This window comes from Shewanella youngdeokensis, assembly GCF_033180165.1.
In the GTDB taxonomy this organism is placed as follows: domain Bacteria; phylum Pseudomonadota; class Gammaproteobacteria; order Enterobacterales; family Shewanellaceae; genus Shewanella; species Shewanella youngdeokensis.
Window position 1 is genome coordinate 2179829 of record NZ_CP136522.1, and the last position, 26269, is coordinate 2206097.

Below are 26269 nucleotides of genomic sequence, written 5' to 3' on the forward strand. Positions count from 1 at the left end.
ATTTTGCTAAATACCATTCACCAAACCTTAGGCTTGTGTTTAGCTAGGCACGTTTTTACGATACTGGGTAAATAGAAATTTTAACTAAAATTGTTGAATTAGACGCATTTAAAAAGCTTAAGATGTAAAAATACTCACTAGGATGTTACTCCAGAAGGTCTCGATGGAGTTAGATTTTTAGTTGCCCCTTTCACTACTGTTAATCTTGTCTATTCAGATCTTTAAACAAGTAATAATTTATCAATACAACCATTGAAAGAAATTAATCTATTGCAATATTTAATAAAGTTAAATAGGGCAATATTGTCAAATAAATCAATTAGTATCAAAGCTAATTTAGCAAAGCGAATTACACACTGTAATGGTTTTAATAAGAGAAATAACCGTAATCACTATATGTGTAACATATGACAATAAGCTTTTGAGGTCGGTCACAAATGCACAAACACCTTTACAAGGTAGCGCTTATATATAGCAAACAGAGATCAATAAAATGGAATTTATACAACAAAGATTCTCCTAAAGTGTTAACTGAGCGAATATAAAATAAGAAACCTTAATATATTATCTATTACATTATTGGTTTTGTTTCAGGATAGTAAATGCCGGCCAAAGAGATCCATAACCTTTCAGTGATCCACATGAGTCTGTTAAAAAAGATTGTTGAATCTGGAAGCGCTGGAATAGCTGCTGAAGAACTTGGACTAAGTGCTTCGTCAGTATCATATCGTTTAGCAAGTATGCGTGAAATATTTAAAGATGAACTGTTCATTCGCACCCACGATGGGCTTAAACCAACGGTACATTGTCGACGACTTGCCTTAGGGATCAACGATATTCTTAACCGCATTGAACAAGATTTATTTCATGCAGGAGATTTTGATCCTCAACAGATTAATCGCCGCTTAACAGTACATGGAATGGTATCGTCAATGGGGTGGTTTACACACCTATTTAGTGAGTTAGCTGGGTTATGCCCCCGCCTAAACTTGTCTTGTCACTCGTGGAATTCTCACTCACAGGCCGACATCGTTTCTGGTAAAGTCGATTTTGGTATTCACATTATTGAAAGTGAGTTAGCTGGTATTCACGAGCTTAACCTTGGAGAAACTAAAAGAATTATTGTGGTACACCGTGATCATCCTTTAACTAAAGTCGGTGCCGTTACTTTAGAAGACTTTAGCAATTACCCAGTGCTTATGAATGATTTATGCTGGAATAGTTATGCTGGCTCATTCATGGAAAAAATTATTGCTGGGCATGGCTTTAAGCTAAATGTAAAAGGCAGCTTCGGCGATTGTAAATCACTTTTTGACACAATTCGTAAGGGCACGTTTATCACTTATACTTCAACGCTCGCTTTGCCTGATGATTTAACTGATCTAGCAATAATTGCCCCACCACCAGAACTTGTCCTACTAAATTCATCTTATCATTTGAAAATGTCTAGCCAAAATTATGGTTCACAAGAATACGCTTGGCTTGCTGAAACTATAACGAAGTCTTTTAAAGAGTATGTCGCTAGAAAAAATGGCCGGCCAGAGTTGCAAGCATTCATATCGCCGCAAGGAACTAGTACATAATTGGCCATCATGTCGTGTTAGCTAGCTTTGATTCGCGGCGAAAAACTCGTAGCTGAGATAATAACTACATAACTTGCTGATATAAAGAGTAGTGTTTTAGGAGCCTCTTTATATCAGCAAGATATAATACCTATGTTAGCTTCTACAATAGCTCACTTATTACATCTTTCAATGTAAATCGCATTAACCACTTTTGTAACACACGTATAGTGAAGCATTTGTTATAGGTGCTCACGTAGTTTACGTAATCCTAATGTGCATTCCGTTATAATATTTTAATGTGAAATTAAAATATTATACGAAAGAATAACAACCCATAAAAACATAGTGCTGCTAGAAGCAGGCGATATGTCTAGCAAGTACAAAATATATGAGCATTTAAGTCAGTATGCAGCAGTAAACCGCTATTCTCGCCTTGGAAGTGGCAGTTCTACTCAAATACAAGGTCACTCAAGTTATTTGATTATGTCCTTTAAACTGATATTAAAACTTTAAATTTCTGCGCCGATTATCATGATTGCCACTTCTATAGTGCTAGCATCGCCGTCGGTTATGCCGCAAAGTTTCCCTACAAGATGATTGAACCGACAACGGGACATGACGGTGATATTATGCAAGCGACTATTTTTACCCCGTAGGAACCATGAAATCGCGTAAATTAAACGTGATGATATGGCGCAAGGGAAGTTAAATAACCACTTTGAATTTGGGAGCAAACAAGCTTTACCAAAGAGCCCCAAATTAAAGATAACTTCGTTACGCGCAGCACATCGGTTAAGCGGGTAGATAACAACCCCATCTATTTTTTAGCCAACAAGGGTGCAAGGTGTGTGGCAAAAATGAATCAATTAATTCCCCCAAGATTGAGCAGTACTCATCAGCTACAGTCGCTATTATGTTCATTAAGATGGAATGATTTATCCATATCGAACTGAAGTTACAGATGGATAGATGACAGAATTTATATTAAGTATTGTATTGTTCGTAGCTAACGCCTCGCTCGATACTGAGTCTAACTCATCATTTCTTCGACAACACAGCCTAAAACTTCAACATAAATACTTAAAAAGTTAACTAAAACGTATTTGCAAGTGTCAATACTCAGCGTGTTTGCATTAAATAGCGTAAAATATACTTACATTTTCAAAATGAAAATTGTTCTAAATGAGGTTCAATGAAAACCAAAAAAGATAAATACAGTATTGATAACACCGATTATACCGTCGGCCAGGATAACATCCAAAAATGGGGCTTTGATGTTCATAATCCTGTGTTTGGGATCAGCGCTACATTAATCGGGCTCTTTTTAATTGCCATTATATTGGGTGATCCAGCAACATCTAAATCGGTTCTCGATGGAATTAAATGGCAAATCATTGGTGCATTTGATGGCTTATTTATGTGGTCGGCCAACATTTTTGTGATTTTTTGTATCGCGATGATCATATCTCCTTACGGTAAAGTTCGCCTAGGCGGGGATGAGGCCAAAACTGACTACAGCATGATGTCGTGGATAGCGATGTTATTTGCTGCAGGAATGGGGATCGGGCTGATGTTTTGGGGAGTAGCAGAACCGGTTGCCTATTTTACCGGTTGGTATGAAACCCCACTAAATGTCACTGCTAATACACCAGAAGCGGCCAAGTTAGCACTGGGAGCAACTATGTTCCACTGGGGTTTACACCCATGGGCCATTTACGGTGTGGTGTCTTTATCGTTAGCCTTTTTTGCTTATAACAAAGGTTTACCACTATCAATGCGCTCGGTTTTTTATCCAATTTTGGGTGACCGTACTTGGGGGTGGCCAGGCCACATTATTGATATTCTGGCCGTTCTAGCTACCTTGTTTGGTTTAGCAACTTCACTCGGGCTCGGCTCACAACAGGCTGCGAGTGGTTTTCACCATGTGTTTGGCATTGATAATAATGTGACGCTGCAAATCACCATTATTTTTGTCGTCACTATGCTAGCTGTTGTATCTGTTATACGCGGTATTGATGGCGGCGTAAAAGTGATCAGTAACGTTAATATGTTATTAGCCATTGCATTACTGTTATTTGTGGCGTTAGTCAGCTTTGCTGTTTCAATGGGGACAATCCCGCTAACCGTAATGGGTTATATTGAAAACATCATCCCACTGAGTAATCCTATCGGTCGTGACGACGAAGCCTGGATGCATGGTTGGACAGTATTCTACTGGGCATGGTGGATTTCATGGTCACCATTTGTAGGTATGTTCATTGCGCGTATTTCACGAGGACGTACGATCCGTGAGTTTATGATAGCGGTATTAATCGTACCAACGGTAGTCACAACACTGTGGATGTCAGTTTTTGGTGGCGTTGCAATTGATCAAGTTGTCAATAATATTGGTCAGCTGGGTGAAAATGGCTTAACCGATGTGTCTTTGGCGATGTTCCAAATGTTTGATGCATTACCGATGGCCAATATTTTGTCTTTTCTTGCTGTTGTATTGGTATTGGTGTTTTTTGTAACATCGTCTGATTCAGGCTCGCTAGTGATTGATAGTATTACCTCTGGTGGTAAAGTCGATGCACCTGTACCACAACGTGTTTTTTGGGCTTTCATTGAAGGCGCTATCGCTGCGGGATTAATTTGGGTTGGTGGTAAAGAGGCAATGGAAGCACTACAAGCAGGTGCTATATCCACTGCTTTGCCGTTTACCATTATCTTACTGGTGATGTGTGTGAGTTTGATTATGGGCCTTAGAACTGAAAAGCGCTTAAATTAATTTCACACTAGTACGATTTGCATCTATAAGCCGGCTAACATTGATGATGTTAGCCGGCTTTTTTATAACGTTATAACCATAAATTTTTAATTGGCGTTTCAGGGCCAAAATGATGGTAGATCTGCGCCTGTAATAACTCAGCGGTTGCAATTGCATCTGTTAGAGCGTCATGCGGTGGGTAGGTTGGTAAATTATAACGAAGTCTGGTATTAGCTAGTCTAATTGAATTAGGACGTTTATTTTTAAACCAATCGACAAGAGAACGGGGTCGAGCTTGTTGAATATTCGCCTCGAGTTGCATAGTGTCTACCACAGGAAATACGATGCCTTCATTGATTAAACTTTTAAGTGCGGCATCAAAAAAATCACGCTCAATTCTACGGTAGTGCACTACCACAATTTTACCGGCTAACTCGTCCAATAGTTGCTCTAAAATCCGCAGAAGATCGGGCGCGCCTTTTAGAGCAGAGTGGGTAATACCATGTATGATGATAGAATCTTCTTTGAGTTTATCTTCGGGTGTAATAAACCAATGCTTAGCCATTCGGCACGCTATGCGTTCGAGAGTAAAAGGCACTAAACCGATACTAATTATACTGTTTTGATTAGCGTCAAGGCCGGTTGTTTCGAAATCTAATGCGACAAACTCAATATTTTTTACTTTAACTTCTTCATGATAAGTACCAGCATTGTAAAAATGGATTAACCTCCGGTCTTTACTTTCTTGGGCTTTAATTTTTAAATAGGCTTTCCAGTTTAATATCTCTTGGTTGTTATTAATTCGCATCCGTTATCCCTGCATACTGTTAGCACTGTAGCGGAACTTTAAGAAGTTTTGAGCACTACTCAACACTAAAAATGCATCCTTCAAGTTACGCCTTTCAAAGTCAGACATGTTTTCAGGCTCGATATTATTATCAGGCTCTTGTTCATTTTCAATGTCTAACGCTTGGTGACGAATACGGACTAACGAAATAAATTCCATTGCATGTTGCAGATCTTTACCTTTATTGTTGGGTAAAATACCGGCTTCAATAATATCTTCCAGTCGGTCAAATGAGTTATGCGATTGGGAGCCAATGGCTAACGCATGAACTCGAATAAGATCTGCCAGCGGTGCGGTTCCACGCTTTTTTAAATTAATTGAATTGTTGTGGCGGCCATCTTTTTCCATCACAAAGTTTTTGAAAAAACCAAGTGGCGGAGTTCGGTTTAACGCATTACGAGCTAAACGAGCTAAGAAACGGTTGTTCTTTTTGGCTTTTCTTAAAATAAACGCGTTTAACTGTTCAGCCCACTTCGGCCTACCATATACGCCGTATAGATCAAAAAATATGGAACAATTTAGTAGTTTTTGTGGGTTTGGGTGTTCAATCCAATCGGCAAAGCACTCTTCCCATTCAGATTGAGTTTTACGGTACTCGGGGTTCGTCGCCATAATATCGCCAGTGCAATAGGTATAACCACAAGCGGCCAAACCATCACAAACAAAACTGGCTAATTCACTAAAATAGTGACCGTGTAAGGTATCATCGTATTCATTGTCTAAAATAATCGCATTGTCTTGATCCGTCACAATCAATTGCTCATCTCGCGCCATCGAACCTAAAGCTAAAAAACAATAGGGCACGGGCGGCTCTCCGAGCTTTTCTTCTGCCAACTCTAATAACCGCTGTTTAAAACTACGGCCAATTTCAGACATCGCTCGCCCAACCATATGTGAGTTAGCATCTTCGTTAATCATACGTACAAAGCAGTCTTTAATCTGATCCGATAAAATGATCAAATCTTCAATAGTGTTTTGCTGAAAAATACTGCTTACGATTAATAAACTATTTTGCGACTCGTAACGAATAATATCGGAAACTTCAATGAGGCCAATTGGACGTTTATTTTTTAATATAGGTAGATGGTGCACGTTATAGCGCAACATTAGCAGCATTGCCTCAAAAATATATGCATTATGATCCAAAGACACCAGCTCTGTTGACATAACTTCAATGACTTGAGTGTTTACATCTAACCCTTGTGCTATCGCTTTAGAGCACAAGTCACGTTCACTAATAATCCCAACAAAGCTGTTTCCACCTTCATCGGCAAGATTAGGATCATAAATTATCGCGCCGGATACATTCTCTTCCGACATAATACGTGCAACATTTTGAATTGTAGTAGTGGTGGACAGCATTACCGGCGCACCACTTAGTAGTGTTTTAACTTTAGAGGTTGTTAGTGAGTTAGCATCGTCACTGTTTTCTTCAACAGCTTGCTGTAATCGCACGCTACCTTCAACTTCTACGAAATCAGAAAAGAAGTCATAGCGTTCGCAAAATTCATCAAATACCGCTTCAGGAATACAATATAGCAACGTGTCTTTTACCGACTTAGCTGGAAAACGGATCTTATTATTGGTTAATAATCCCATTTGTCCGAATACGCCACCTTGGTCAAGCCGGTTGTATAACTCGCCTTTGCGTCGATAAATTTCAACAACACCACTTCGAATAATAAACAGATCATGAATCTTTTGGCCAAAATCAATTATCATACTGCCAGCGCGATAGTAGGAAATCTCAACACTGTTAGTCATTTCGACTAATGCTTCTTCTGGTAATTGATCAAAAGGTGGGTACTGGCTGATGAAGTTTTTTATTTCGAGAAGCTCGACTTCCATTATTGACTCGATGTTGAGTTGTTTTTATCTCATTAGTATATGGTAAATATACAGGCTGTGCAGCCTACCGGCGTCACAGCAATAAAATTAGCTAAATATTTCAGAGAAGTAGCCTACAAAACCAAATGTTTAGCCTTAAGTAGCTGCTTACGTAAAACGTATAGCATCTGCTAAACTCATGTTGAATATTTATAATATAAGATTTTTATGCAAACTAAGCCCCTTAGGCAAGCCAAAACTATCGATAATGTATTTAACAGCGCGTATTGGCATCTGGCCCAACAGGATTTCACTGTAAACGAGATCCGTAGCAAACTAGAGCGTAAAACTGACAACCAACAATGGATAGACACAGTGCTCGCTAGGCTTGTTGAAGGCGGTTACATAAAAAATGATATAGATTTTGCAGTGCGCTTTAGCGAAATAGCTTTTAATAATGAACTCGGTAGCGGGGCAATTAAACGAAAATTACAACAACGAGGCATTGCGCTAAGCGACATAGACACCGCTATTGAGCAAGTGATGGACCAGCAAAAGGTAGATGCGTTTGCCATGGCAACGTCAAGACTGCTGAGTCGGTTTAAAGATTTTCATGCGACCAATAAAGAAAAAGTCTATTCACATATGACCACCAAAGGCTTTAGCCGTACCGAAATAGACTACGCACTGGCGCAACATCCGCAGCGGGCTACATTGCGCAGTAAATTGGCGGTAAAGGCTGACAAAGTCGAATTAAAATCTGAAATTGTTAAGCTGTTTAAAAAAGGGAAGGGCGAGACACTCATTTTACAAGAGCTAAAACAACGCTTGATTGATGTAAGTGATTTTGAAGAAAGCGTGTATCAACTGTCCCTTTCTGATGAGGTGGATTTTTATTTAAGTTGCAAAACGCAATTAGCAAAAAAGCGTTATGATTTATCGGACTATAAAGATAAGTCAAAAGCGTACGCTTATTTGTCGCGTAAAGGCTTTAGTAGTGACCAAATCAAAGAAGCCATGACTCCAAGTGACGATTAATCACATCAAATAGTTTATGACTCAATTTATAGGCAATAAAAATGGGGCGTAAGCCCCATTTTCAAACCATAGTATAGATTAAACCAAGAGATTAACGACCAAATTGACTCATTAAGTTAACTAGGCTTGCACGGTAGTGCGGTGTATTCGGTTTGTCAGATAAAATGTCAATTTCGACTTTTACTTTACCATCGCTATGACCAATTTCATTGATTTTACCTATAGTTCGTTCGCCTGGGTTATATAGGTGTATTGAACCACCAAAACCAAACATGGTGTCACGGTCAGCCATGTATTCAACGTTTGAGGTGATAGGGCTGAACCAATCAAAACCGCGGTCTTTACCGTATTCCCACACTTGTTCAATCGTCATGTTTTCTTCGTCGATTTTGTATTCAACAAAACGACTGTATTTCATGCTACCTAATGCAGGTTGCTCATGGCCACGACCATCACCATTATCAAATACGGTTAAGTTACCATTAGAGTTGTTAAGCCATGCTGTATGCTGAGTGTAAGTAAAGTCGAAGTTATCTTCACAAACGCCTTTTTCAGTACACTTGATCTTATTGCCTTTTGAGTCAACCGGTGTCAGTAGTTTTTTAGACAGCTCTTTGTTCCAACCTTCACTCGGTGCTTGGATCCAGACGACTTCTTTATCTCGATTTATCTTAGCAACCCCTTGATGACGCATTGAAACAATGATGCTGTCACCCTTTGGATCATATTCAATTGAGTTAACGTGAGCCCAGTTACGACCAGCACCAATCCCGGCGATATCCCCATAAGGTGCATCAATTTGCATTTCAGCGGTTTCACCTAAATGGTCAATATCAACGTTCAAACATACCGCGCCCATATCGAGAGCTTCTAGTAATGCGTCACGGTAAGGGTCAAGAATTTCGGCTAGATTCCACACTTCAACTAAGTTGCCATGTTGATCCATTTCCAAAATATGGTCGCGCACTGTATGCACTGTATCACCTTGATCATTCACGTAGTTTGCTTTTGCAGCGCGAACTAAAGTATGACCATTAGGCATAATATTATGTTCATGAGATGCGTCAATATAACCGCGAGGTAGGCGCATAGACTGGATCTGGCCAAGCAAATTAAACGTACCGTAACGCTGACCCTGTACAAACGTATAACCGCCGTAACCTGTGTCATGGAAGCCCATTAAGTACCCGCGTTTTTCAACATCTAAACTTTTAGCATCATAGGTTGCTGTTTGATTTAGCCACCAACGTACTTCACCTTGAGTATCTACGATGTAAGTTAATGGTGGGTTTTCAAAAGGCAATGAGCCCATTGCAGGTGAACCATCAAACAAGCTAGCATTCGCAGCTTTTAGTCCTGACCAGTGTAGGTCTGAACCGTGCTGGTTATAGGTATGTGAGTTCACTAGGTATAAACGGTCTTCAAAGCCTTTAGCTACTTTTTTAACCTGAATTTCTTGTAACGTAGTAATGTTACGGTTGTCTACATATTGGTTGATAATTGAGCCAGTAAGAGCCTTGTAAGTTTCAGTAATTTTTTTACCATCAAGCTTATAACTTACTTCTACTTCATTACTGTAGTTAGCATACAAGCCAACAACTGGGATGCCATCATGAGTATTAACCGTTTGTGGGCCAACAGGGTAGGTAATATCAACCCCTTTCTTGCCTTTACCTTTTACTGTAACAACAATATCTGTTGGTTTTTTACTTCTGATATCTAATAAAGCCGTTAACGGAGAGTTTCCATAAGGGTTTACAAGTAAAGCCCCAAGCTGTCCGGCAGCTGGCGCTGGAGGAAAACCAGCAGCTGATGCGCCAAGTGAAATGGTTGCAATTGCAGTAGCTAATATGGTTCTTTTTAACATAACTATCATCCTATTTAATTTTTGTAGCACTTATTGGCTACAAGATACTTATTTTAAGGGGAGAAATTACTGTGTTGCCTTTTATTAATTTAAGTTAAATGAAAAGTTATTTTAAATAATTCCAAATCTATATACTTTATTTGTCATATGTATTGTTGTTTATTTAAATAATATCTCTTCACTTGTTGAGATACATATTATTAGTAGTATATGACTCATACTGTGATGAATTTTACTTGTTAAGGAAATATTTTATCCCCACAATAAGTGACCAATATCACCTTTATGCTTAACTAATATTAATTGTGCTTAAAGAGTTGTTGAGGTATATCACAGTTACATGATTTTGAAGGCGGGAAGACAGTAAAACATATTTATTAAGGCTATATTGGCTAAGGAGGTAACATGCATAATCATTTAAAAATTAAATCAGTAGCAAGGGATAGAATTTTAGCCGAATCAAAAAAACTCATCGTAGAGGAGGGGATTTGTTCTTTTAGATTGTCGCAACTCCCTGCTAAATGCCAATGTTCTACTAAAACCTTTTATCAGTATTTCAAATCTAGAGAAGATATAGTATCTGCACTTTTTATTGAGCATATGAATGATTATATTGATAAAATTGATATCATTTTATCAATGGAGGAACTGAGTTTAAAAGAAAAAGTCATTTATAGTCATATGTATGATGTTGTTAAGTGTTGGTCTGCGCGTGAAGGTGATGTTTGTATTAATTTCATCGGTGTAAACCCCCATGTTTATGGTGTTTCTAGTGCAGAGTATGAAGGCAACATAAATGTGGTGTTTATTGAGCTTAAAAACAGGGTTCAAGCTCTATGGAGCCAGGCACTTAATAGCGGGGCATTGTTATCTGATAAAACAGATATTGTGAACTGCATTTTTTCAATTAGAACCATTGAAAGAGGGAGTATTGTGGTCGGTCAGAATAAGTTTTTGCGTCAACATGGTCATGATAGCAATATTGAATCGGTTTTTAACTTGTTGTCATTGATGATCAACTCATTAAAGTGGCGAGATGAGCAACCACTGTCTTTTAGCAAAATGTTAACTACGCTGTCTCCATTAGTAAAAACAGCTGCTGGCTCATCGTTTAAACACTGTAAATTAAACTACGACACCCTTAATGATCCAATAGAGCTATAGTCACAATTTTATAAGCGTTTCATTGGTGATTCTTGATTTAAATTAAGCTGCATGATCACAGTTATACCCAGTTCTAGTAAGCCACTTAATGGTTTCTGGCATATTCGGCTTAATATTATTTTCTCGCACTAAGGTAGTTGCTACAGCCTGTTTTTAGCTGAACTTATCTCGATAAATGGGCCCGAATTTCATAACAGTCATCATTGCCAGCAACATTAATAATATTTGCCGTGATCAAGTCATCGATGGCTTTTTCTGTCTCACTAGTAGATAAGTTTAGCTGGCTTTCAATACTCCCACGGGTACATGAGCCACCGCTTAGTAATAGTAAATTAACAATGCCCTTTTTTTCATCTGTTCGCGCACTGCCGTAGCGACTCGCTTTAATGAAATGCTCTAACTTAGTAAAATCCATACAACCTCTTTTATTGATTAACATGCAATAATCTAAAATTTAATTACCTAATAAACTTCAACGGGTTACAAATGTGTCACGCATTATTTATATACCGTTCAGTGCCTACTTGTATAAGTGGCACTGAACAGTAATTCCTAGCCGTTTACTTACTGCCTTTAAGTGTTTTAGTAATGAACGCAATGGTTAGTGGTAGCGCACAAATAATAAACACACAGTAGCTAATAATGCAGTACTGAGCCATGTTCAAGCCAAACAGTGACCAATCGTCTTCACCACAAATACCACTTGGTGCGAATTCATAAGGTAGCCATTCGTGCAGTGGCAGATTTAACGGGAATGTAGGCTCAAGTGAGCAAGCATTCGCACCTTGGCCAGATTGGAACAAGTCCAGTCCAGCATCTGCAGCGTGTGACGCAACATGTTGGCCTGACAATACAATGGCTTTGTCCATACCGTATACAATGCCGTACCAAGCAAGTACTAAACCTAGCACTTTGATGATTATATTTTTAGGCGCAATGATCATCATGATGCCAGCAATTAAAATACAGAACTGGCTAAAACGGATGTAAACACAGTTTTCACATGGATCCATTGCAAGGAACCACTGGAAATAACCCATCGCTGACCCCAGCAAGAATACACAGGCACAGGCCATAACAGCCCAAACTGCGCGTCCTTCTTGTGTCTCTTCTAATGTCGCTAACGGGTTAGCTTTAAGATCGGCTATCCACTGTTTAAATTGAGTCATCATAGTTTACCTTAAAGGTTGTTTTTGATGGTTTCATCAAGGTTCGCGAGTGAAGTGATTGTGCTGGTATCAATCATCTTGTTACCGCCAACAACAATGGCTGGGATCCCTTTTTTCTTAGCGATGGTTAACGCGATAGTGCGGTCGTAAGCTAGTTTTTCTTGCGCTTCTGGAGAAGCAAGAGCAGCTTTAAACTCAGCTTGAGACATGCCCGCAGCCTTAAGGCCAATTGCAGCTAAGTCACCTTTTACCGCAGTTGAACCTTTAACATTTTTAAGTTTTTGATCATGCACTGCAGCATACATAGCAAGCTTTGCTTGTTTGTATTTTTTGTGGCTGATAGTGTCAGCAGCAGCTAATACTTCGCAAGATTCAACACCTAGCTCACCTTTGTTTTCAAGACAAATAGCTTGGAAAGTTGCGCCTGCAGGTAAGTTTTTAACTAGGTTCGGTGTTACGGCTTTTTCGTACTTGTAGCAAAATGGGCAGTAAACTGAGTATACTTTTTGCACTGTGTTATCTAGTGCTGGCGTGTCAATTTTAATAACTTCAGCAGCAGATACAGTAAATGTCATAAATAGTGCTGTAGCGAGTGTGGTTAGTGTTGTTTTCATGTTTGCCTCTAATATAGTTATTACCGATATTAATTAGTGGTATTTATATTATTTTCATATCAAAACAATTTCTGTGATGCATTTGACTGCTTTTGGAAAAGCTTTGCCCCTTCAAACTGTTAACTGACGCACACTTTTTTTCATTGTTGTTGTTACATTTTTTGGGGATAAATGAGGCTTGTCACAGTTACAAGTTACTGTTGTGAAACAATAACTAAATAATATTCAATGGCGTTATAATTACATTTAGGAGGACGAAAATGCATAACCATTTAAAGACTAAATCGTTAACGATTGAGCGCATTCTAAATGCGGCCAAAGAACTCATTATGGAAGAAGGCTTGTGTTCGTTTCGACTTTCTCAAATACCAACTAGAGCTCAGTGCTCAACAAAGACTTTTTATAATCATTTTAAGTCCAAAGAAGATCTTGTCAGTGCCTTATTTATTGAGAACTTTAATTTTGTTCTTGAAAATATGCGCCAGTTGATTTCAATGGATAGCCTGAGTTACAAGCAAAAAGTGATATACATACACATGTTTGATGTTATCAAAAGCTGGTCTGAAACCAGTAATGATGTTTGTGTCAGTTTTTTAGGTGCTAACCCGCATGTTTATGGCGTATCCAGCCCAGAGTATGAAGGAAATATAGACGTTGTTTTTATAGAGCTTAAACAAATGAACGAACAACTTTGGAGTAACGCACTGAAAAGTGGTGAGCTATTATCGAGTAAACAAGAGATAATTGACTGTATTTTTTCAATGAGAACCATTGAAAGAGGCAGCATAATTATGGGGCAAAATAAATTTTTGCGCCAACATGGTCACAATAATAGTATTAAAACAATATTCAATTTACTGTGCACCGCGATGAACACCTTAAACTGGAAAGACCAAAGCCCGATCTCTTTTAATGACATGTTTGAGATTGTGTCACCATTAGCACAAGCCGATAGAAACTCAACATTCCAACACTATAAATTAACCTTTGACACCCTCAGTGATCCAATGGAACTGTAGAATAGAAAAAATTAATAATGAGGTTGTAAAATAGCACTGATAAATAAAAGTACTCTCCCTAGGTTAAAAATTTAAACTCTCAGTTCTACCTAGAGCAGCATAAAATTGCTACAGAAACTTTGAATTTGCATATTCATCGGGTTGAAAATTAGAATGTTTATACCGCTATCGAAGCATTACATAACTAGTAATGGCATTATCCGCTATGGTACAAACATTCACCCAGCTTAAGTCATGTATTTTAGGGTTTATTAGTATTTCTTTTATGCCTTAACATCGTTAATGGGTTATCTAACTAATCCAGTATTGTATTTTCTACTGAACAGATAAGCACACCAAATCAAGGTGCATGTTGTTAACCCAATGCTGACAATAATGAGGCGCTGCAGCCAATATTCCATTAGCCGGTTGCGCCACCATGAGAAATTAAAAAGCAATGTGTAACTGTAACTCAGTAGCATTTAGGTCGCGAGCAATTTGCGATAAGCCAACCAAGTAAAGATCTAATGCGGTTGGCTAGAGCAGAGCTAGCGTAAAATGCATAAAAGAGATCGAAACATGCATACCTCATCAATTAGCAGCAAAATAATAACGGCTCAAGCAGTAACCTACGAGTTACTGTTTCAACATCAGGCAATTCGTACTACGACATAACACAACAACCGCTGTGCTAAAGTTATCATAAGTTGAAATTGATAAATTTCGTGAAGATTTGATTTAAAAATTAAAAAAGTTGCGTCTTTTTTTGAAAGAAAGCGTCTTAGATGCAGATTAGAAATTTAATGCTATGAGAGCCACTTTTTATGATATCACAATGGCAAAACCACAAAGTACAACTGCGAAGTTATGTTAGTAAACGCGTAGACGACACGCATGCGATTGATGACATTTTGCAAGATGTTTACATCAAAGCCAGTGAGAATTTACATCAATTAAAATCAAAAGGTAGCCTGAAAGGTTGGCTTTACCGAATTGCCCACAATACGATTATGGATTTTTATAGAACGCGACATCAGTTTGAAACTTTACCAGACGACCTCATTGCTGAAGAGCATGATGATGGTAAACAAGCCCGAGAAGAGTTAGCGCAATGTTTACGCCCGTTAATCGCACAATTGCCGGAAAAGTACGCAACTGCACTGCAGCTGGCTGAAATTGAGGGGCTGCCGCAACAAGTCATCGCTAATAAGCTTGATATATCACTTTCAGGCGCGAAAAGCCGAGTACAAAGAGCACGGGTTAAATTTAAGCAGCAACTTATGGCTTGCTGTGATTTCGAAATCGGTCAAGAGGGGATCCTCAGCTATACAGAGAAAGAGTCAAGGCTGAATAGAAAATGTTAAGCGGCATAAATTAGCCCCTTGTCGATTAAATTTCTACCTTAAAACACTTAGCCATACCGTAGTAAAGTTTGGAGCAATAATGAAACAATCCTCTCCTATTTCACAGCAAATAATTGACCAAGTGACTGAGTGGGCGATAATGCATGGCGTGGCATTTAGGCAGCCAGATAGTAGTGCTAAACACTGCCCATTTAGCTTCGCTCCTATGACAATGCCCCGTGAAGTGTTTGAACACCTAATTAAAGTAACACCGCTATTAACGCAATTGATCAGTCGCGTGTCTGAAGACCACGACTTTTTACAATCTGCACTTGCAGATGTTGCACAAGCAGATCCATTTTTTGCACGCTTGATATCTTTACACAGGCAAGCGCATGGACATGCTCTTCAACGGTTAACCCCAGCTAGAAAACCGCTACTTATAATGCGAACAGATTTTATGGATGACCGTCAACACGGTGCCAAAGTTATTGAATTTAACGGCATCGCAGCGGGAATGGCACCATTTGGACAACGTGCAACCGAACTGCATGCATTTATACGAGCGCAATGGCCTTCAGATCATGCTAATTGGCAAGCGGATCAGCAAGCGAAACCCGCTCCAAACCAAGGACTAGCGCAACTTGCGAGTGCCATAGCAACAACGGCAAAAACTATCGCCGCACAGGTTAAGGTTAGCGATGCTGATGTACAGCACCAACCAACATTTCTAATGGTCATTCAAGAAGGTGAAGCTAATGTTTACGACCAACATTTATTGGAAGTAGCGTTACAAAAGTTAGGAGTACGAACAGTTAGACGAACCTTTAAACAGCTTAGCACCGAGCTTACGACTGGCGCTAATAAAAGGTTAATGCTCGCGAATGTGGGAGCCATTGATGTTGTGTACCTTAGGGCTGGGTATCAATATGTAGATTACTACTCACCAATGCAGCAAGAGTCGGTATGTTGTCAAACGCTAAGCCAAACACGGCTATTTATCGAGCAGCATCACGTTGCTGTTAACGCAACTTTTAGCCAGCAGTTAGCCACTAGTAAAATTATGCAGATGATATTAACAACTATGCCTGTCCAGGACTTTGCACGCTGGGGATTTAATTTTGAACAAGCCCAATTAATAAAAAGCGTGTTAACTGAAATGAAACCCATTAACGCTGAAACAATCAATTGGTTCAACACCCACGCAGCTCAACATGACTGGGTTTTAAAAAATCAAGGTGAAGGCGGTGGGCATTGTATTTTTGGACAACAAATCAGTGAAAAGTTACAACAGCTCACACCGCAAGAATATAGCGCATGGGCACTAATGCAGCGCTTGTATCCCCATGAACGCGAAGCGTTAACCGTCGCCATTCGTGACAGTAAACAATCTATAATCAGCGGTTTAGTAAGTGAAATAGGCATATTTACCGCATTTTTCGACGATTCTCCACTTACCGAAATGAATGGTTATACAGGTTATCTGATCCGTAGTAAGCCTGCACAAGAAAATGAAGGGGGGATCTACAGTGGTAAAGGTATTCTCGATTCATTGGCATTAACGGCTAGTGATAATTAACAGCAGCTGTTTAGCTGCAGTCAAATATATTGATATAAAACGGATGCATTTACACTTACGGTGTATTTCAAGGCATGCGTTAGCACATAGGAAAATGTAATGTTTCAAGTAAACCCAAGTCGAAATGATATTCAAAACAAGTTTATTAAGCACGATAACGCCATGCTTAACCGAGTTTTTGGCTCAAGTGATGTTACCCCTTACTGGATTGCCGATATGGACTTTCCAATCGCATCGCCAATTACACAAGCTATGCAGCAACTAGTAAGTCGTGAATCATTTTCATATGAATTCGATTCAAAATCGGTTTTTGATGCTATATCTAAATGGAACCAACAACGGCACGGCCTTATTTTGAATGCTGAAAACTTTGTACAAGCCCCTGGAGTACTCAGTGCTATCGCTTTGCTAATACGTGAATACACCCAAGAAGGCGAGGGTGTATTAATACAAACACCTGTCTACCATCAATTTCGTCGATTAATAGAGTCAGCAGGGCGTAAAACCGTTAATAACCCACTCAAAATTGAACAGGGTCATTACGTTATTGACTTTAAACACTATGAACAGCAGCTACAAAGTGGCGCTGTTAAAATGGTACTGCTATGCAACCCGCATAACCCCGTTGGTCGTGTTTGGAGCAAAACAGAACTACAACAGTTAGTTACTATTGCCAAAAAATACAATACTTTGATCATCAGCGATGAAGTACATGCAGATATCATTTTTGACGATGCGCAGTTCACCAGCATGACTTCGTTAGGCTACGACAACAGCCTGACTATTATTGGATCTCCCGCAAAAAACTTCGGACTTAATAGTATTTCAAATGGATATATTTACAGCAATAACATTGGCCTACGTGACCAAATAAAAGCGACTGTAGCTTCTATGGCGCTAGATAATGGAAATGCATTTACGACTTATGCCACGATTGCCGCTTACCAGCACGGTAAAGCATGGTTTGACGAGTTTTTAGCTTATACCCAAAACACTCGCAATTGGATTATTGATTTCATGGCTACTGAGCTGCCGCAGGTAATAACGTTTACTCCACAAGGGACTAATCAAATCTGGTTTGATTTCAGCGGGTTGAACTTAACACCTATGCAATTAAAGTCGTTGTTAACTGAGCAGGCTAAGCTGGCATTAGCCCCAGGTAACTGGTTTGGTGAAACAAATGAGCAATATTATCGTATGAATTTTGCAGCGCCTCTGGCGCAAATAAAAACCTCATTTGAATTACTTAAATCATCTATAGCGAATGATCAAAAGTAAGCTCGCTTACATTGTACTGCACTTTAAATACAACAATGGTTTGGGCAGTAACACCTAACCATTGTTGGTTTACTTATTTTTTAAAGTATAAAACTTACCTATGTTATTGATTAATAATGACTGTATATCAAAACTGAGCGATACTTCACTTGACGCAGTTACATAATTATTATCTAATTATTCGCTTTTTTACGTTACATATCGTGTTTCACATTTAAAGCAAGACACAAAACAAAGAAACTAATCATCATCGCGGCATATAGTGGCTGCGGCTAAACCTATCTATTTTATAACTGATTTTTTTACACTTAGTTAAAGAGAGATATAGGTCGACCCTAATAAGATATATTGCATGAAGCGGATATGAACAAAATACTTGAACAAACGATTGTAGATAAAAAGTGGGTTGAGGAAAACATCCTTAAAACAAGCGGTATCATCTTATACGGCACGCTTTGCAGTGAATTTGACGATACCGACCCCAATGAATTCTGGTCCACTTTTAGACGCATTGCCGAAGAATATTTGCATGCTGATCAGCGTACTCTTGTATATCACCAAAAAATTGACGAGCTCCTCAGCTCATTAATTGCTAGAGATGTACGTTATGGTTATCCAGCGCCTTTTTGCCATAAAGGTTGTGCAAATTGCTGCCATGAAATTGTGTACTGCACTGATGAAGAAGCAGCTCTTATCAAACGTCATTGTGAAGAAAACAATATTTCAATCGATTACGACAAACTGGCAAGGCAGCAAAAATTTATTGAGTTTGATGCCGACGGTAATCATACCGGTGTTTCACATTGGAATGATCAGCCAGAAGCGGATCAATCATGTGTGTTTTTAGACCCCAAAGAAAAAATATGCAAAGTATGGCAACACCGACCATTTGTTTGTCGAGTGCATTTAGCTGAAGGAACGAACAAGTATTGCAGACCCTGTAATGGAGTTGAAAATCCTCAGTCCTGTGGCATAACGTACCCTGAATGGAGTTATCTTTTGTCCGTCATATTTACCATTCATTCAAGCTCGATTAATAAAACTATGGTTGGCCAACTTAAGTCGAACAAGGGTTAACTTCAAGCTTTATAACGCCTTATTACAAACGCCTCTAGCTAAAAATGCATGATATGTATGAGTTAGAGGCATTTGAGCGTCATCTCCAGTCAAACCACGTTGTTGAGTTTAACAACCTAGTTTTAAAGCCAACCCCTTTCTACGCCACAAGTATTTAAAGTGACGAAGTTCGTTGTGTGCCCATACAAGGTTTATACTCAATACTTTAAACTTCATAGATAGTGAATGTTTTGAATATATATTGTTACTTGTATTAAGCCGTTAATAATGGAGCAATGAAGAGGCTAACATTGGGCTAAAAATTATAGTGGGGAGCTTGCATGGCTAAAAAACATTCATTAGCAATATCATGTTTGATATGCATAGTGCTGTTCACTTTAATAGCAGCATTTATCAATACAACTGAAGAGGTAATATCGTGGAGGCATGAAAATACAAACAAGCCCTATGACGCTCTCATCTTCAATACCACTGCTGATATAGAGGTTACACAAGATATTGCCAAAAAAATTCAGAATGCAAAACCGGGCGATATTGTTTATATCTCAGTTAAGGAGCTAGATCTTGGTGGACCCACTTGCGCCGGACAAACTCATTGCGATACATGGGAACTTCATTTAAGAAAATGTAACCGATTAAACCTTGAAGACAGCATAGAATGGACACCTGAAAACGAAGCTTTATTCGGCATAGATCCTCAATGTATTCCAGCCTTGTTGGTACCGACTAAAATGGCTACAGGTGAAATTAACGTCGTAGATTGCTCGCCAAATGGTTACACACTAAACGGCTTTTTTACTATTCATTATCAACGAGGCCATTTTGGACAATTGTTTTATCGCGCATATGCAGCCATACCGTCACCAGAACGCGTTAGTGCAACTCTGACGCAATACGGCACTAACACTTGTTGGCCTTAAATAAGGAGCAATAAACCATAAAGGCAGATATTAAAAACAATGTACTTTCAAGCTATTGCATTGTTAATAATAGGGCAGGCTAACCAGTATCGTGCCGAAGCTTACTATGTATTAAATAACCTTTTTAGCTGTCAACCTAGAACAACTACCCCGTGAATTTCGCCGATTCAACCAAGCCCACATTCAGCATCACGCGGTGTTTGCGGCCTCAGTTAATCACCAAAGTGTACACACTGAATCGATTATGCGTGAACATGCTAATACCACATTAAGCTATGCCGAACTGCTTAATGTCGATGACTCATAACCATAGTGATCGCGAGCCCTCATTATATAGAATACGTTTTCAATGTCAGCGTCAAAGAGGCTTGAAAAAAGGTGGATCATTTCTGACCCACCTTGTCTATGCGCAACCCACCTAATTCGAATTAACACCTTCACTTAGCTGTTAAGAGTATAAAAACTAGAGCAGTTACCACGGCATCAATATACTTTTTTAGTTAATAAGGTACATAGCTTTTTCTGTTGAAAGCATCATTTGCGTTCCTTTTTCCGGGTTAATCCGCACTTTCAATCCATGGGGGCTCGGTTTACCTACCAGAGCAGGGCTTTGCCACAGGAGTTGGTGTTGTGCGGTATATTTTTCAATAAAATAGCTGTCAGAATTATAGTAACCGTATTCGCTAGCCTTTCAGTGCTAACAAAATACGCTTGTTAACTATCTAATTCTATTCTCATAAAGATTATAACTTTGCTACGTCATACAGCATAAGACTAGAACTGGCAGAAACAGCTACAAATTGATGCCAAGTCGCTAACCATCGATTGTTTTATATGGATAGCTAACAGTTGATAGTTAACAACGGTATATTTGTTAAATTATTGATACGCTAGTAGCTTGCTATAACATGCGATTAACATGTAGAATCTGCTCCCGAGATAATAGTGCTTCACACAAGAATAATTAAATTATCAAAACACCACTAAAAATAATATTTTATGTACCCGGGAGATAAAGATGAAACTGTTTAAACAGTCTTCAATTGCACTTTGTATACAAGCTTCTTTGCTAGTTGCTGCATCGGCTTCAGCTAATGCTGCGTCTACTTCTGTAGATGAAGAAATCAATGAAGCTCAGCTAGAAATTATTCAAGTGACGGCACGTAAGCGTACTGAAAATGTTAAAGATGTACCGATATCAGTATCTGCTTTAACCTCTAAAAAGCTTGAGGTGCTAGGCTCATCGGGAATGGATGTTCGCGCGTTATCGGCAAAAGTGCCAAGCTTATTAATAGAGTCTTCATTTGGCCGTACTTTTCCACGTTTTTATATTCGCGGTTTAGGCAATACCGACTTTGATTTATTAGCATCGCAACCGGTTTCTTTAGTTTACGATGACGTCGTTTTAGAAAATTCGTTGACCAAAGGCATGCCAATGTTTGATATTGAGCGTGTTGAAGTTTTACGTGGTCCACAAGGTACATTATTTGGCCGTAATACTACGGCTGGTATTGTAAAAGTCGAATCTAAAAAGCCAACAGAAGATTTTGATTCGCAGCTATCTGCATCTGCAGGTAGTTACGGTTCTACAGATTTTCGCCTCGCCGTTGGGGGTGGTTTAACTGATACTTTATCAGGCCGAATTTCTCTGCTTCAACAAGATCGTGACGATTATATCGACAACAAAGCACCTGGTTTTGAACAAAAAGATCAATTAGGTGGCTATAGTGAAACCGCAGGCCGAGTTCAATTACTATGGGAACCTAACAATGACTTTAGCGCACTGTTTAATTACCATTTCCGTGATGCTGATGCCGACGCGCGGGTGTTTAGAGCAAACATTATCAAGCCGGGCACCAATGACTTAGTAGATGATTTTGATCGCGAAATCGTTTATCAAGATGCCGCATCTCGTAATAACCAAACGATAGAAATGGAAGGGGCAAGCCTTAAGTTAACATATGATTTTGGTAGCCATACTCTAACATCAGTTAGTGGCTATGAGTCTGCTGAGATGTTCTCTGTCGGTGACATCGATGGTGGTTACGGTGCTTCTTTCTTACCTTATATGGGGCCAGGCTTTATTCCGTTCCCGTCTGAAACTGGTGCAAAAATGCCAGATCATCAGCAATTGACTCAAGAAGTTCGTTTGTCTTCAAATGACTTAGGTAATTTTGATTACCAAGTCGGTTTCTTCATATTTGATGAAGACATTACCATCAACAATTTAAGTTTCGATACGCTTGCCGACGGAGTGCAAAACGGCATAGCGATACAAAACATGGAAACATCTGCTTGGGCACTATTTGCTTCTTTAGATTATGAATTTGCTGAAAACCTCAATGCAACTTTTGGCATTCGTTACTCCGATGATGAGCGTAAATGGGACGGTACATTGGTTCAGTCACCTTTTGGTGCTCCGGGCTTTAGTGAATCTGAACAAGTAGATGATACCAATGTTAGTGGTGATATTAGTGTTAACTATAAATTGACCGATGAAACTAATTTATACGCACGTTTAGCCACAGGTTACCGTGCACCGAGTATTCAAGGTCGTAACTTACTATTCTCTGGTAATGCAACCACTGCAGACTCAGAGACTGTAACCTCAATTGAAACCGGTTTTAAATCAACGCTATTGAATAATACTGCAAATGTAAATGGCTCGGTATTCTATTACACTGTCGACGACCAGCAGCTAACAGCTGTGGGTGGGGAAGGTAACTTAGCTTCGTTAATCAATGCCGACGAAACAGTGGGTTATGGTTTTGAGCTCGATGCAGAAATGGCCGTCACTTCTGATTTAATTATCGCTTCTAGCGTAAGTTATAATAAAACAGAAATTAACCAAGCTGACTTAGGTGTTCAGCCTTGTGGTGGTGGCTGTACCGTCACCGACCCAATCAACTCTCAAGGTTTTGCTCTGATTGATGGAAACGCATTACCGCAGTCTCCTGAGTGGATTGGTAACATAAGTGCACGCTGGTCAACAGAAATTGCTGACGGTGAATTATATGTTTATACCGATTGGTCTTACCGTAGTGAAGTGAATTTTTTCTTGTATGAATCAACTGAGTTTACCGGTGATGCCTTAATGGAAGGTGGCTTACGCGTGGGTTACATGTTTAATATTAATGAGTCTGACTACGAAATCGCTGTCTTTGGTCGTAACATTACTGATGAAGAACAACTCACTGGCGCTATCGACTTCAATAACCTCACTGGTTATGTCAATGAGCCACGTTTTGTTGGTATTGAGTTTAAAGCCTCGTTTTATTAGCCAATATTTATTGAGTGAGTAAAACTGAAAGGCCGGTAACGATAAACAAAGTTACCGGCTTTTTTTCGAGCTGTAGCATGTAGTCGCTCGAGAAACTGAGCTGGGCTGCTTATTACGCCTCAATTCATCCTTTTAGCATAGATTTCTTTAAGCCTTTGTCAGTTGGCTTTTTTCCTAACCAGACACTGAGAACAGCTTTACGAAAGTCGTCACCTGATATAACAGCTAATTGCTTGCCATTTTTATAACTAATAACGCCTTCACCAGGCACACTCATTAAGGTGAATTGGTCGCCATCTTTAATTGGGGCAGAAAAAGAATGGATTAAGGATTTAATGCTGTCATCAATTGCCTCAGTTTTACCATTTGTTGCGCGTTCAAACCCTTCATCTAAAGCATCGATCATTTTTTCTGATGTAATCATGTCAGAAGTGATATTAAGCCGAATTGCTGTAGGTGACTCACTATTAATGATTTGCTGAGCATCAGTACTGGTAGTGGTGGTAAACAAAGAACCAACATATAAGTCGATAAAAAACTTGCTCCTAACACCAGCGCCGTTTAACACCATAGCGCTATTATTTAAAGTCACTTGTTCTGGCACTTCGACACCAGAAACATCAATTGCAGCTGATGCGCTGGCACACACTAACACTAAGCTCGTTGTGGTAATAATGCGTTTAAACATGTCATCCTCCAATAAGGATTAAAAAAGCTGCCAATACTAATAGGGTGATATATTGACAGCAAAAGAGTATTCGGGGCATTAATTAACAAGCTACTGGCTAGAAAGCGTGATTGTATTCAATCCAATAACTATCATCGGTGCTGTCGCTATTGTCTGTTTTATAGTTCACGCGCACGTTTTGTCGATTGTTCATTTGATATGCCAATGACAATTCACCGTTAAAGCTAGCCATTTGCAAACCGCCATCAATGATTTCGTCATGCCAAGATTTGCCTTGCATTTCTTCAGTATAAGAAGTGCTTAATAGCATCCACCAGTTATCGTTAAAGGCATAACGAGCATAAACCATACCTGTTAATACCAGTGATGGAACATCAATTCCACTGCTGCTAATAGGTAACTCAGTGCCTGTCATTTCTTGCATGTTATCGCCCATAACAACGGCACCAGCGTATAGAATTGGCCAAATATAAAAGCTATCGGTTACCGGAATCGTCATCACTGGACCAGCTTGCACTACAGCCATGTTGCCATAAAAAGGATGGTCAGCTAGCACGGCATCAACAGACCAACCTACGCCGTTTGTGGTGTTGATTGTTCCGTAACGTAAACGGAAAGAACGATTACTGGCCAAATCATTGTACGTTGGTATAAGGCCATAATCAGGATGTTCGACCATGCCTGTAAATTGCGGGCTTTTATCCCCTTCATTGAAAATATTTTTTGCTTCAAAAATGATCCCGGTTTTTTGTCCCGAATCAGCCGTTTTTTCCGACAGCATTAACTGACTTTTAAAGTTCAGGCCTTCACTACCGTAGGATGCCCCTACCGAAGTATAAACATCCGTTGGGTTAGACATATCGATGTCGGATCCAGTATCAGCTGCGTAAGTTAAACCAGATGTCATTGAAGCAAGTATTGCCATACTTAAGATGTTATTTCTCATGGTAACTCCATTATTTTTTTGTTTAATTCTATTGATAATCAAAAACGGTGAGGGTGAGTCCTCGTGGTACTGAGATCTATTTCACCAGTACCTTGTACGGATCTACGAATTCGGGTAAGTACCAGCCATTAAACGTGAGTTGGTATATCTTTTACTAAAGAATACATACGCATATGCTGAGTTAATGATGAAACTAGCTGCGCCAGCCGCAAGCATTAGCTCATCATTACGAGGCATAGGGACAACATTGCTTTCGTACATAAATGGGCAGCTGAAGTAGTACATGAACGAGCCTGCTAAAGTGAAAGCTCTAGCTTGTAACCAAGTGCCTTTTTTAATAAACAATGCAGGTAAGGTTGCAGATATCAGTACCATTAGCTGTGCCGTAGCAGAACCTGGGAAATTGAGGTAAACAAAGACAATATTCCAAACATCGTAGGCAATAATCCAGAATGTGGTCATTGCAGGCCAAATCATGTCTTGTTCTTTACTTTTGTCAGAGAATATTTTCGCCCATCCAGCTAGGGTGATAATAGATAACACACCACCTATCGCATTAAGGATGTTGGCAAGATTGCCCATACTAAAGTCTTGCATCACGGCTTCTGTAATATTGATGGCTAGAAATGCAGCAGCACCAAATTTGGCCCATTTCATGTCACCGACTTTAGTAAAACGGATTAATGTAAATAAAGCGGCAGCACCTACAACTGAGTACAGTTTTACCCATTTAAACCAGTAGGTGATTTCATAGCTTGACCAAAGCGGGATTAAGGCAATAGGCAAGATAAAAAAGATAACGTAATTACTCCATTTGAAGCGACGACAAAGTTCGTTTAATGCCATCAAGCCAAATAGCACAAGCAAGACGTGCCCATAAGCGCGGTATTCATACCATTGGTGAATGTTAAATCCGTCATCTGCTAACGTGAAACGGATTTCTTCGCTATCAACGTAGGTTAGGGTAGCGCCATCGAAATCAATAATTTCATCACCAGCCTGACTGGTAATGACCACGCCAGTATCTGTTTGCTCCCATCGTTGGTTTTCTGTTTTATTAAAGCCACCAGATTGTTTAGTGACACTGACAAGGTTGTTTTCAGCAAACTCCATTCGATAGAACAAGCTACCTTCACCAGGCTTACCATCTCTGGTGCCTTGCCAAATTTGCCCAGGCAAAGGTTGGCTTTCGACTTGATGCGCTATTGAATAGTCAGCGTTTGCAACGCTGGCGATGCTTATCATCATTAACGCAAACATCGCACTGAATAATGTTATTAGTTTATGTTTCATAACAACGTCTCGAGTTGTAATTACCGA

20 protein-coding genes are annotated in these 26269 nt (G+C 39.4%); 11 read left to right on the plus strand and 9 right to left on the minus strand.

Going from position 1 to position 26269, the window contains the following annotated elements; translation table 11 throughout:
* The first annotated feature begins 602 nt into the window (after positions 1 to 602).
* Together RGE70_RS09340 and RGE70_RS09345 are read left to right on the plus strand one after the other, a co-directional pair.
* Positions 603 to 1583, plus strand: coding sequence for a LysR family transcriptional regulator (locus RGE70_RS09340; RefSeq protein ID WP_310471190.1), 981 nt, complete (start codon positions 603 to 605; stop codon positions 1581 to 1583).
* A gap of 1174 nt (positions 1584 to 2757) precedes the next feature.
* Positions 2758 to 4335, plus strand: coding sequence for a BCCT family transporter (locus tag RGE70_RS09345; protein ID WP_310471191.1), 1578 nt, complete (start codon positions 2758 to 2760; stop codon positions 4333 to 4335).
* 70 nt (positions 4336 to 4405) lie between these two features.
* Here the strand turns inward: RGE70_RS09345 and RGE70_RS09350 are convergent, their stop codons facing one another.
* Both RGE70_RS09350 and RGE70_RS09355 read right to left on the minus strand, forming a co-directional pair.
* On the minus strand, positions 4406 to 5122 hold the full coding sequence (locus tag RGE70_RS09350; protein WP_310471192.1) for a 3'-5' exonuclease: 717 nt from the start codon (positions 5120 to 5122) through the stop codon (positions 4406 to 4408).
* Between the two features lie 3 nt (positions 5123 to 5125).
* Positions 5126 to 7009, minus strand: coding sequence for a DUF294 nucleotidyltransferase-like domain-containing protein (locus RGE70_RS09355; protein WP_310471193.1), 1884 nt, complete (start codon positions 7007 to 7009; stop codon positions 5126 to 5128).
* Positions 7010 to 7216: 207 nt separating this feature from the next.
* On the opposite strand from RGE70_RS09355, the gene RGE70_RS09360 reads away from it, so the two are divergent.
* Positions 7217 to 8026 (plus strand): RecX family transcriptional regulator, encoded by an 810-nt coding sequence (locus RGE70_RS09360; RefSeq protein WP_310471194.1) that lies wholly within the window; start codon positions 7217 to 7219, stop codon positions 8024 to 8026.
* Between the two features lie 91 nt (positions 8027 to 8117).
* Here RGE70_RS09360 and RGE70_RS09365 read toward each other — a convergent pair whose 3' ends face one another.
* Entirely contained in the window at positions 8118 to 9893 is a 1776-nt protein-coding gene (locus tag RGE70_RS09365) for an aryl-sulfate sulfotransferase (RefSeq protein ID WP_310471195.1), read from the minus strand.
* Positions 9894 to 10298: 405 nt separating this feature from the next.
* Between RGE70_RS09365 and RGE70_RS09370 the strand changes: the two genes are divergently transcribed.
* Positions 10299 to 11057, plus strand: a complete 759-nt coding sequence (locus RGE70_RS09370; RefSeq protein ID WP_310471196.1) for a TetR/AcrR family transcriptional regulator — start codon at positions 10299 to 10301, stop codon at positions 11055 to 11057.
* Between the two features lie 163 nt (positions 11058 to 11220).
* Here RGE70_RS09370 and RGE70_RS09375 read toward each other — a convergent pair whose 3' ends face one another.
* The 3 genes from RGE70_RS09375 to RGE70_RS09385 form a co-directional block, all read right to left on the minus strand.
* Positions 11221 to 11472: a hypothetical protein gene (locus RGE70_RS09375; RefSeq protein ID WP_310471197.1), complete on the minus strand. Its 252-nt coding sequence runs from the start codon at positions 11470 to 11472 to the stop codon at positions 11221 to 11223.
* A gap of 145 nt (positions 11473 to 11617) precedes the next feature.
* Positions 11618 to 12229 carry a disulfide bond formation protein B gene (locus tag RGE70_RS09380; RefSeq protein WP_310471198.1) on the minus strand — a complete coding sequence of 204 codons (612 nt, stop codon included), beginning with the start codon at positions 12227 to 12229 and terminating at the stop codon, positions 11618 to 11620.
* An 8-nt stretch (positions 12230 to 12237) separates the two neighbouring features.
* Entirely contained in the window at positions 12238 to 12840 is a 603-nt protein-coding gene (locus RGE70_RS09385; protein WP_310471199.1) for a thioredoxin domain-containing protein, read from the minus strand.
* A 260-nt stretch (positions 12841 to 13100) separates the two neighbouring features.
* Here RGE70_RS09385 and RGE70_RS09390 point away from each other — a divergent pair, with 260 nt between their 5' ends.
* From RGE70_RS09390 to RGE70_RS09420, 7 genes are all read left to right on the plus strand, one after another.
* The gene (locus RGE70_RS09390; protein ID WP_310471200.1) at positions 13101 to 13859 is read left to right on the plus strand and encodes a TetR/AcrR family transcriptional regulator; all 759 of its coding nucleotides are present in this window, start codon (positions 13101 to 13103) and stop codon (positions 13857 to 13859) included.
* 803 nt (positions 13860 to 14662) lie between these two features.
* The gene (gene sigZ / locus RGE70_RS09395; protein WP_310471201.1) at positions 14663 to 15202 is read left to right on the plus strand and encodes an RNA polymerase sigma factor SigZ; all 540 of its coding nucleotides are present in this window, start codon (positions 14663 to 14665) and stop codon (positions 15200 to 15202) included.
* 79 nt (positions 15203 to 15281) lie between these two features.
* A complete protein-coding gene (locus RGE70_RS09400; RefSeq protein WP_310471202.1) occupies positions 15282 to 16760 on the plus strand; it encodes a glutathione synthase in 1479 nt (492 codons plus the stop codon).
* A gap of 99 nt (positions 16761 to 16859) precedes the next feature.
* Entirely contained in the window at positions 16860 to 18038 is a 1179-nt protein-coding gene (locus tag RGE70_RS09405) for a MalY/PatB family protein (RefSeq protein ID WP_310471203.1), read from the plus strand.
* A gap of 363 nt (positions 18039 to 18401) precedes the next feature.
* Entirely contained in the window at positions 18402 to 19115 is a 714-nt protein-coding gene (locus RGE70_RS09410) for a YkgJ family cysteine cluster protein (RefSeq protein ID WP_310471204.1), read from the plus strand.
* 320 nt (positions 19116 to 19435) lie between these two features.
* Complete coding sequence (locus RGE70_RS09415; protein WP_310471205.1) at positions 19436 to 20035, plus strand: hypothetical protein; 600 nt, start codon at positions 19436 to 19438, stop codon at positions 20033 to 20035.
* A 1018-nt stretch (positions 20036 to 21053) separates the two neighbouring features.
* Positions 21054 to 23315 (plus strand): TonB-dependent receptor, encoded by a 2262-nt coding sequence (locus RGE70_RS09420; protein ID WP_310471206.1) that lies wholly within the window; start codon positions 21054 to 21056, stop codon positions 23313 to 23315.
* A 124-nt stretch (positions 23316 to 23439) separates the two neighbouring features.
* Here RGE70_RS09420 and RGE70_RS09425 read toward each other — a convergent pair whose 3' ends face one another.
* The 3 genes from RGE70_RS09425 to RGE70_RS09435 form a co-directional block, all read right to left on the minus strand.
* Positions 23440 to 24003 carry a chalcone isomerase family protein gene (locus RGE70_RS09425; protein ID WP_310471207.1) on the minus strand — a complete coding sequence of 188 codons (564 nt, stop codon included), beginning with the start codon at positions 24001 to 24003 and terminating at the stop codon, positions 23440 to 23442.
* A gap of 97 nt (positions 24004 to 24100) precedes the next feature.
* Positions 24101 to 24949 (minus strand): hypothetical protein, encoded by an 849-nt coding sequence (locus RGE70_RS09430; RefSeq protein WP_310471208.1) that lies wholly within the window; start codon positions 24947 to 24949, stop codon positions 24101 to 24103.
* Positions 24950 to 25051: 102 nt separating this feature from the next.
* Entirely contained in the window at positions 25052 to 26242 is a 1191-nt protein-coding gene (locus RGE70_RS09435) for a DUF5692 family protein (protein ID WP_310471209.1), read from the minus strand.
* Positions 26243 to 26269 lie beyond the last annotated feature (27 nt).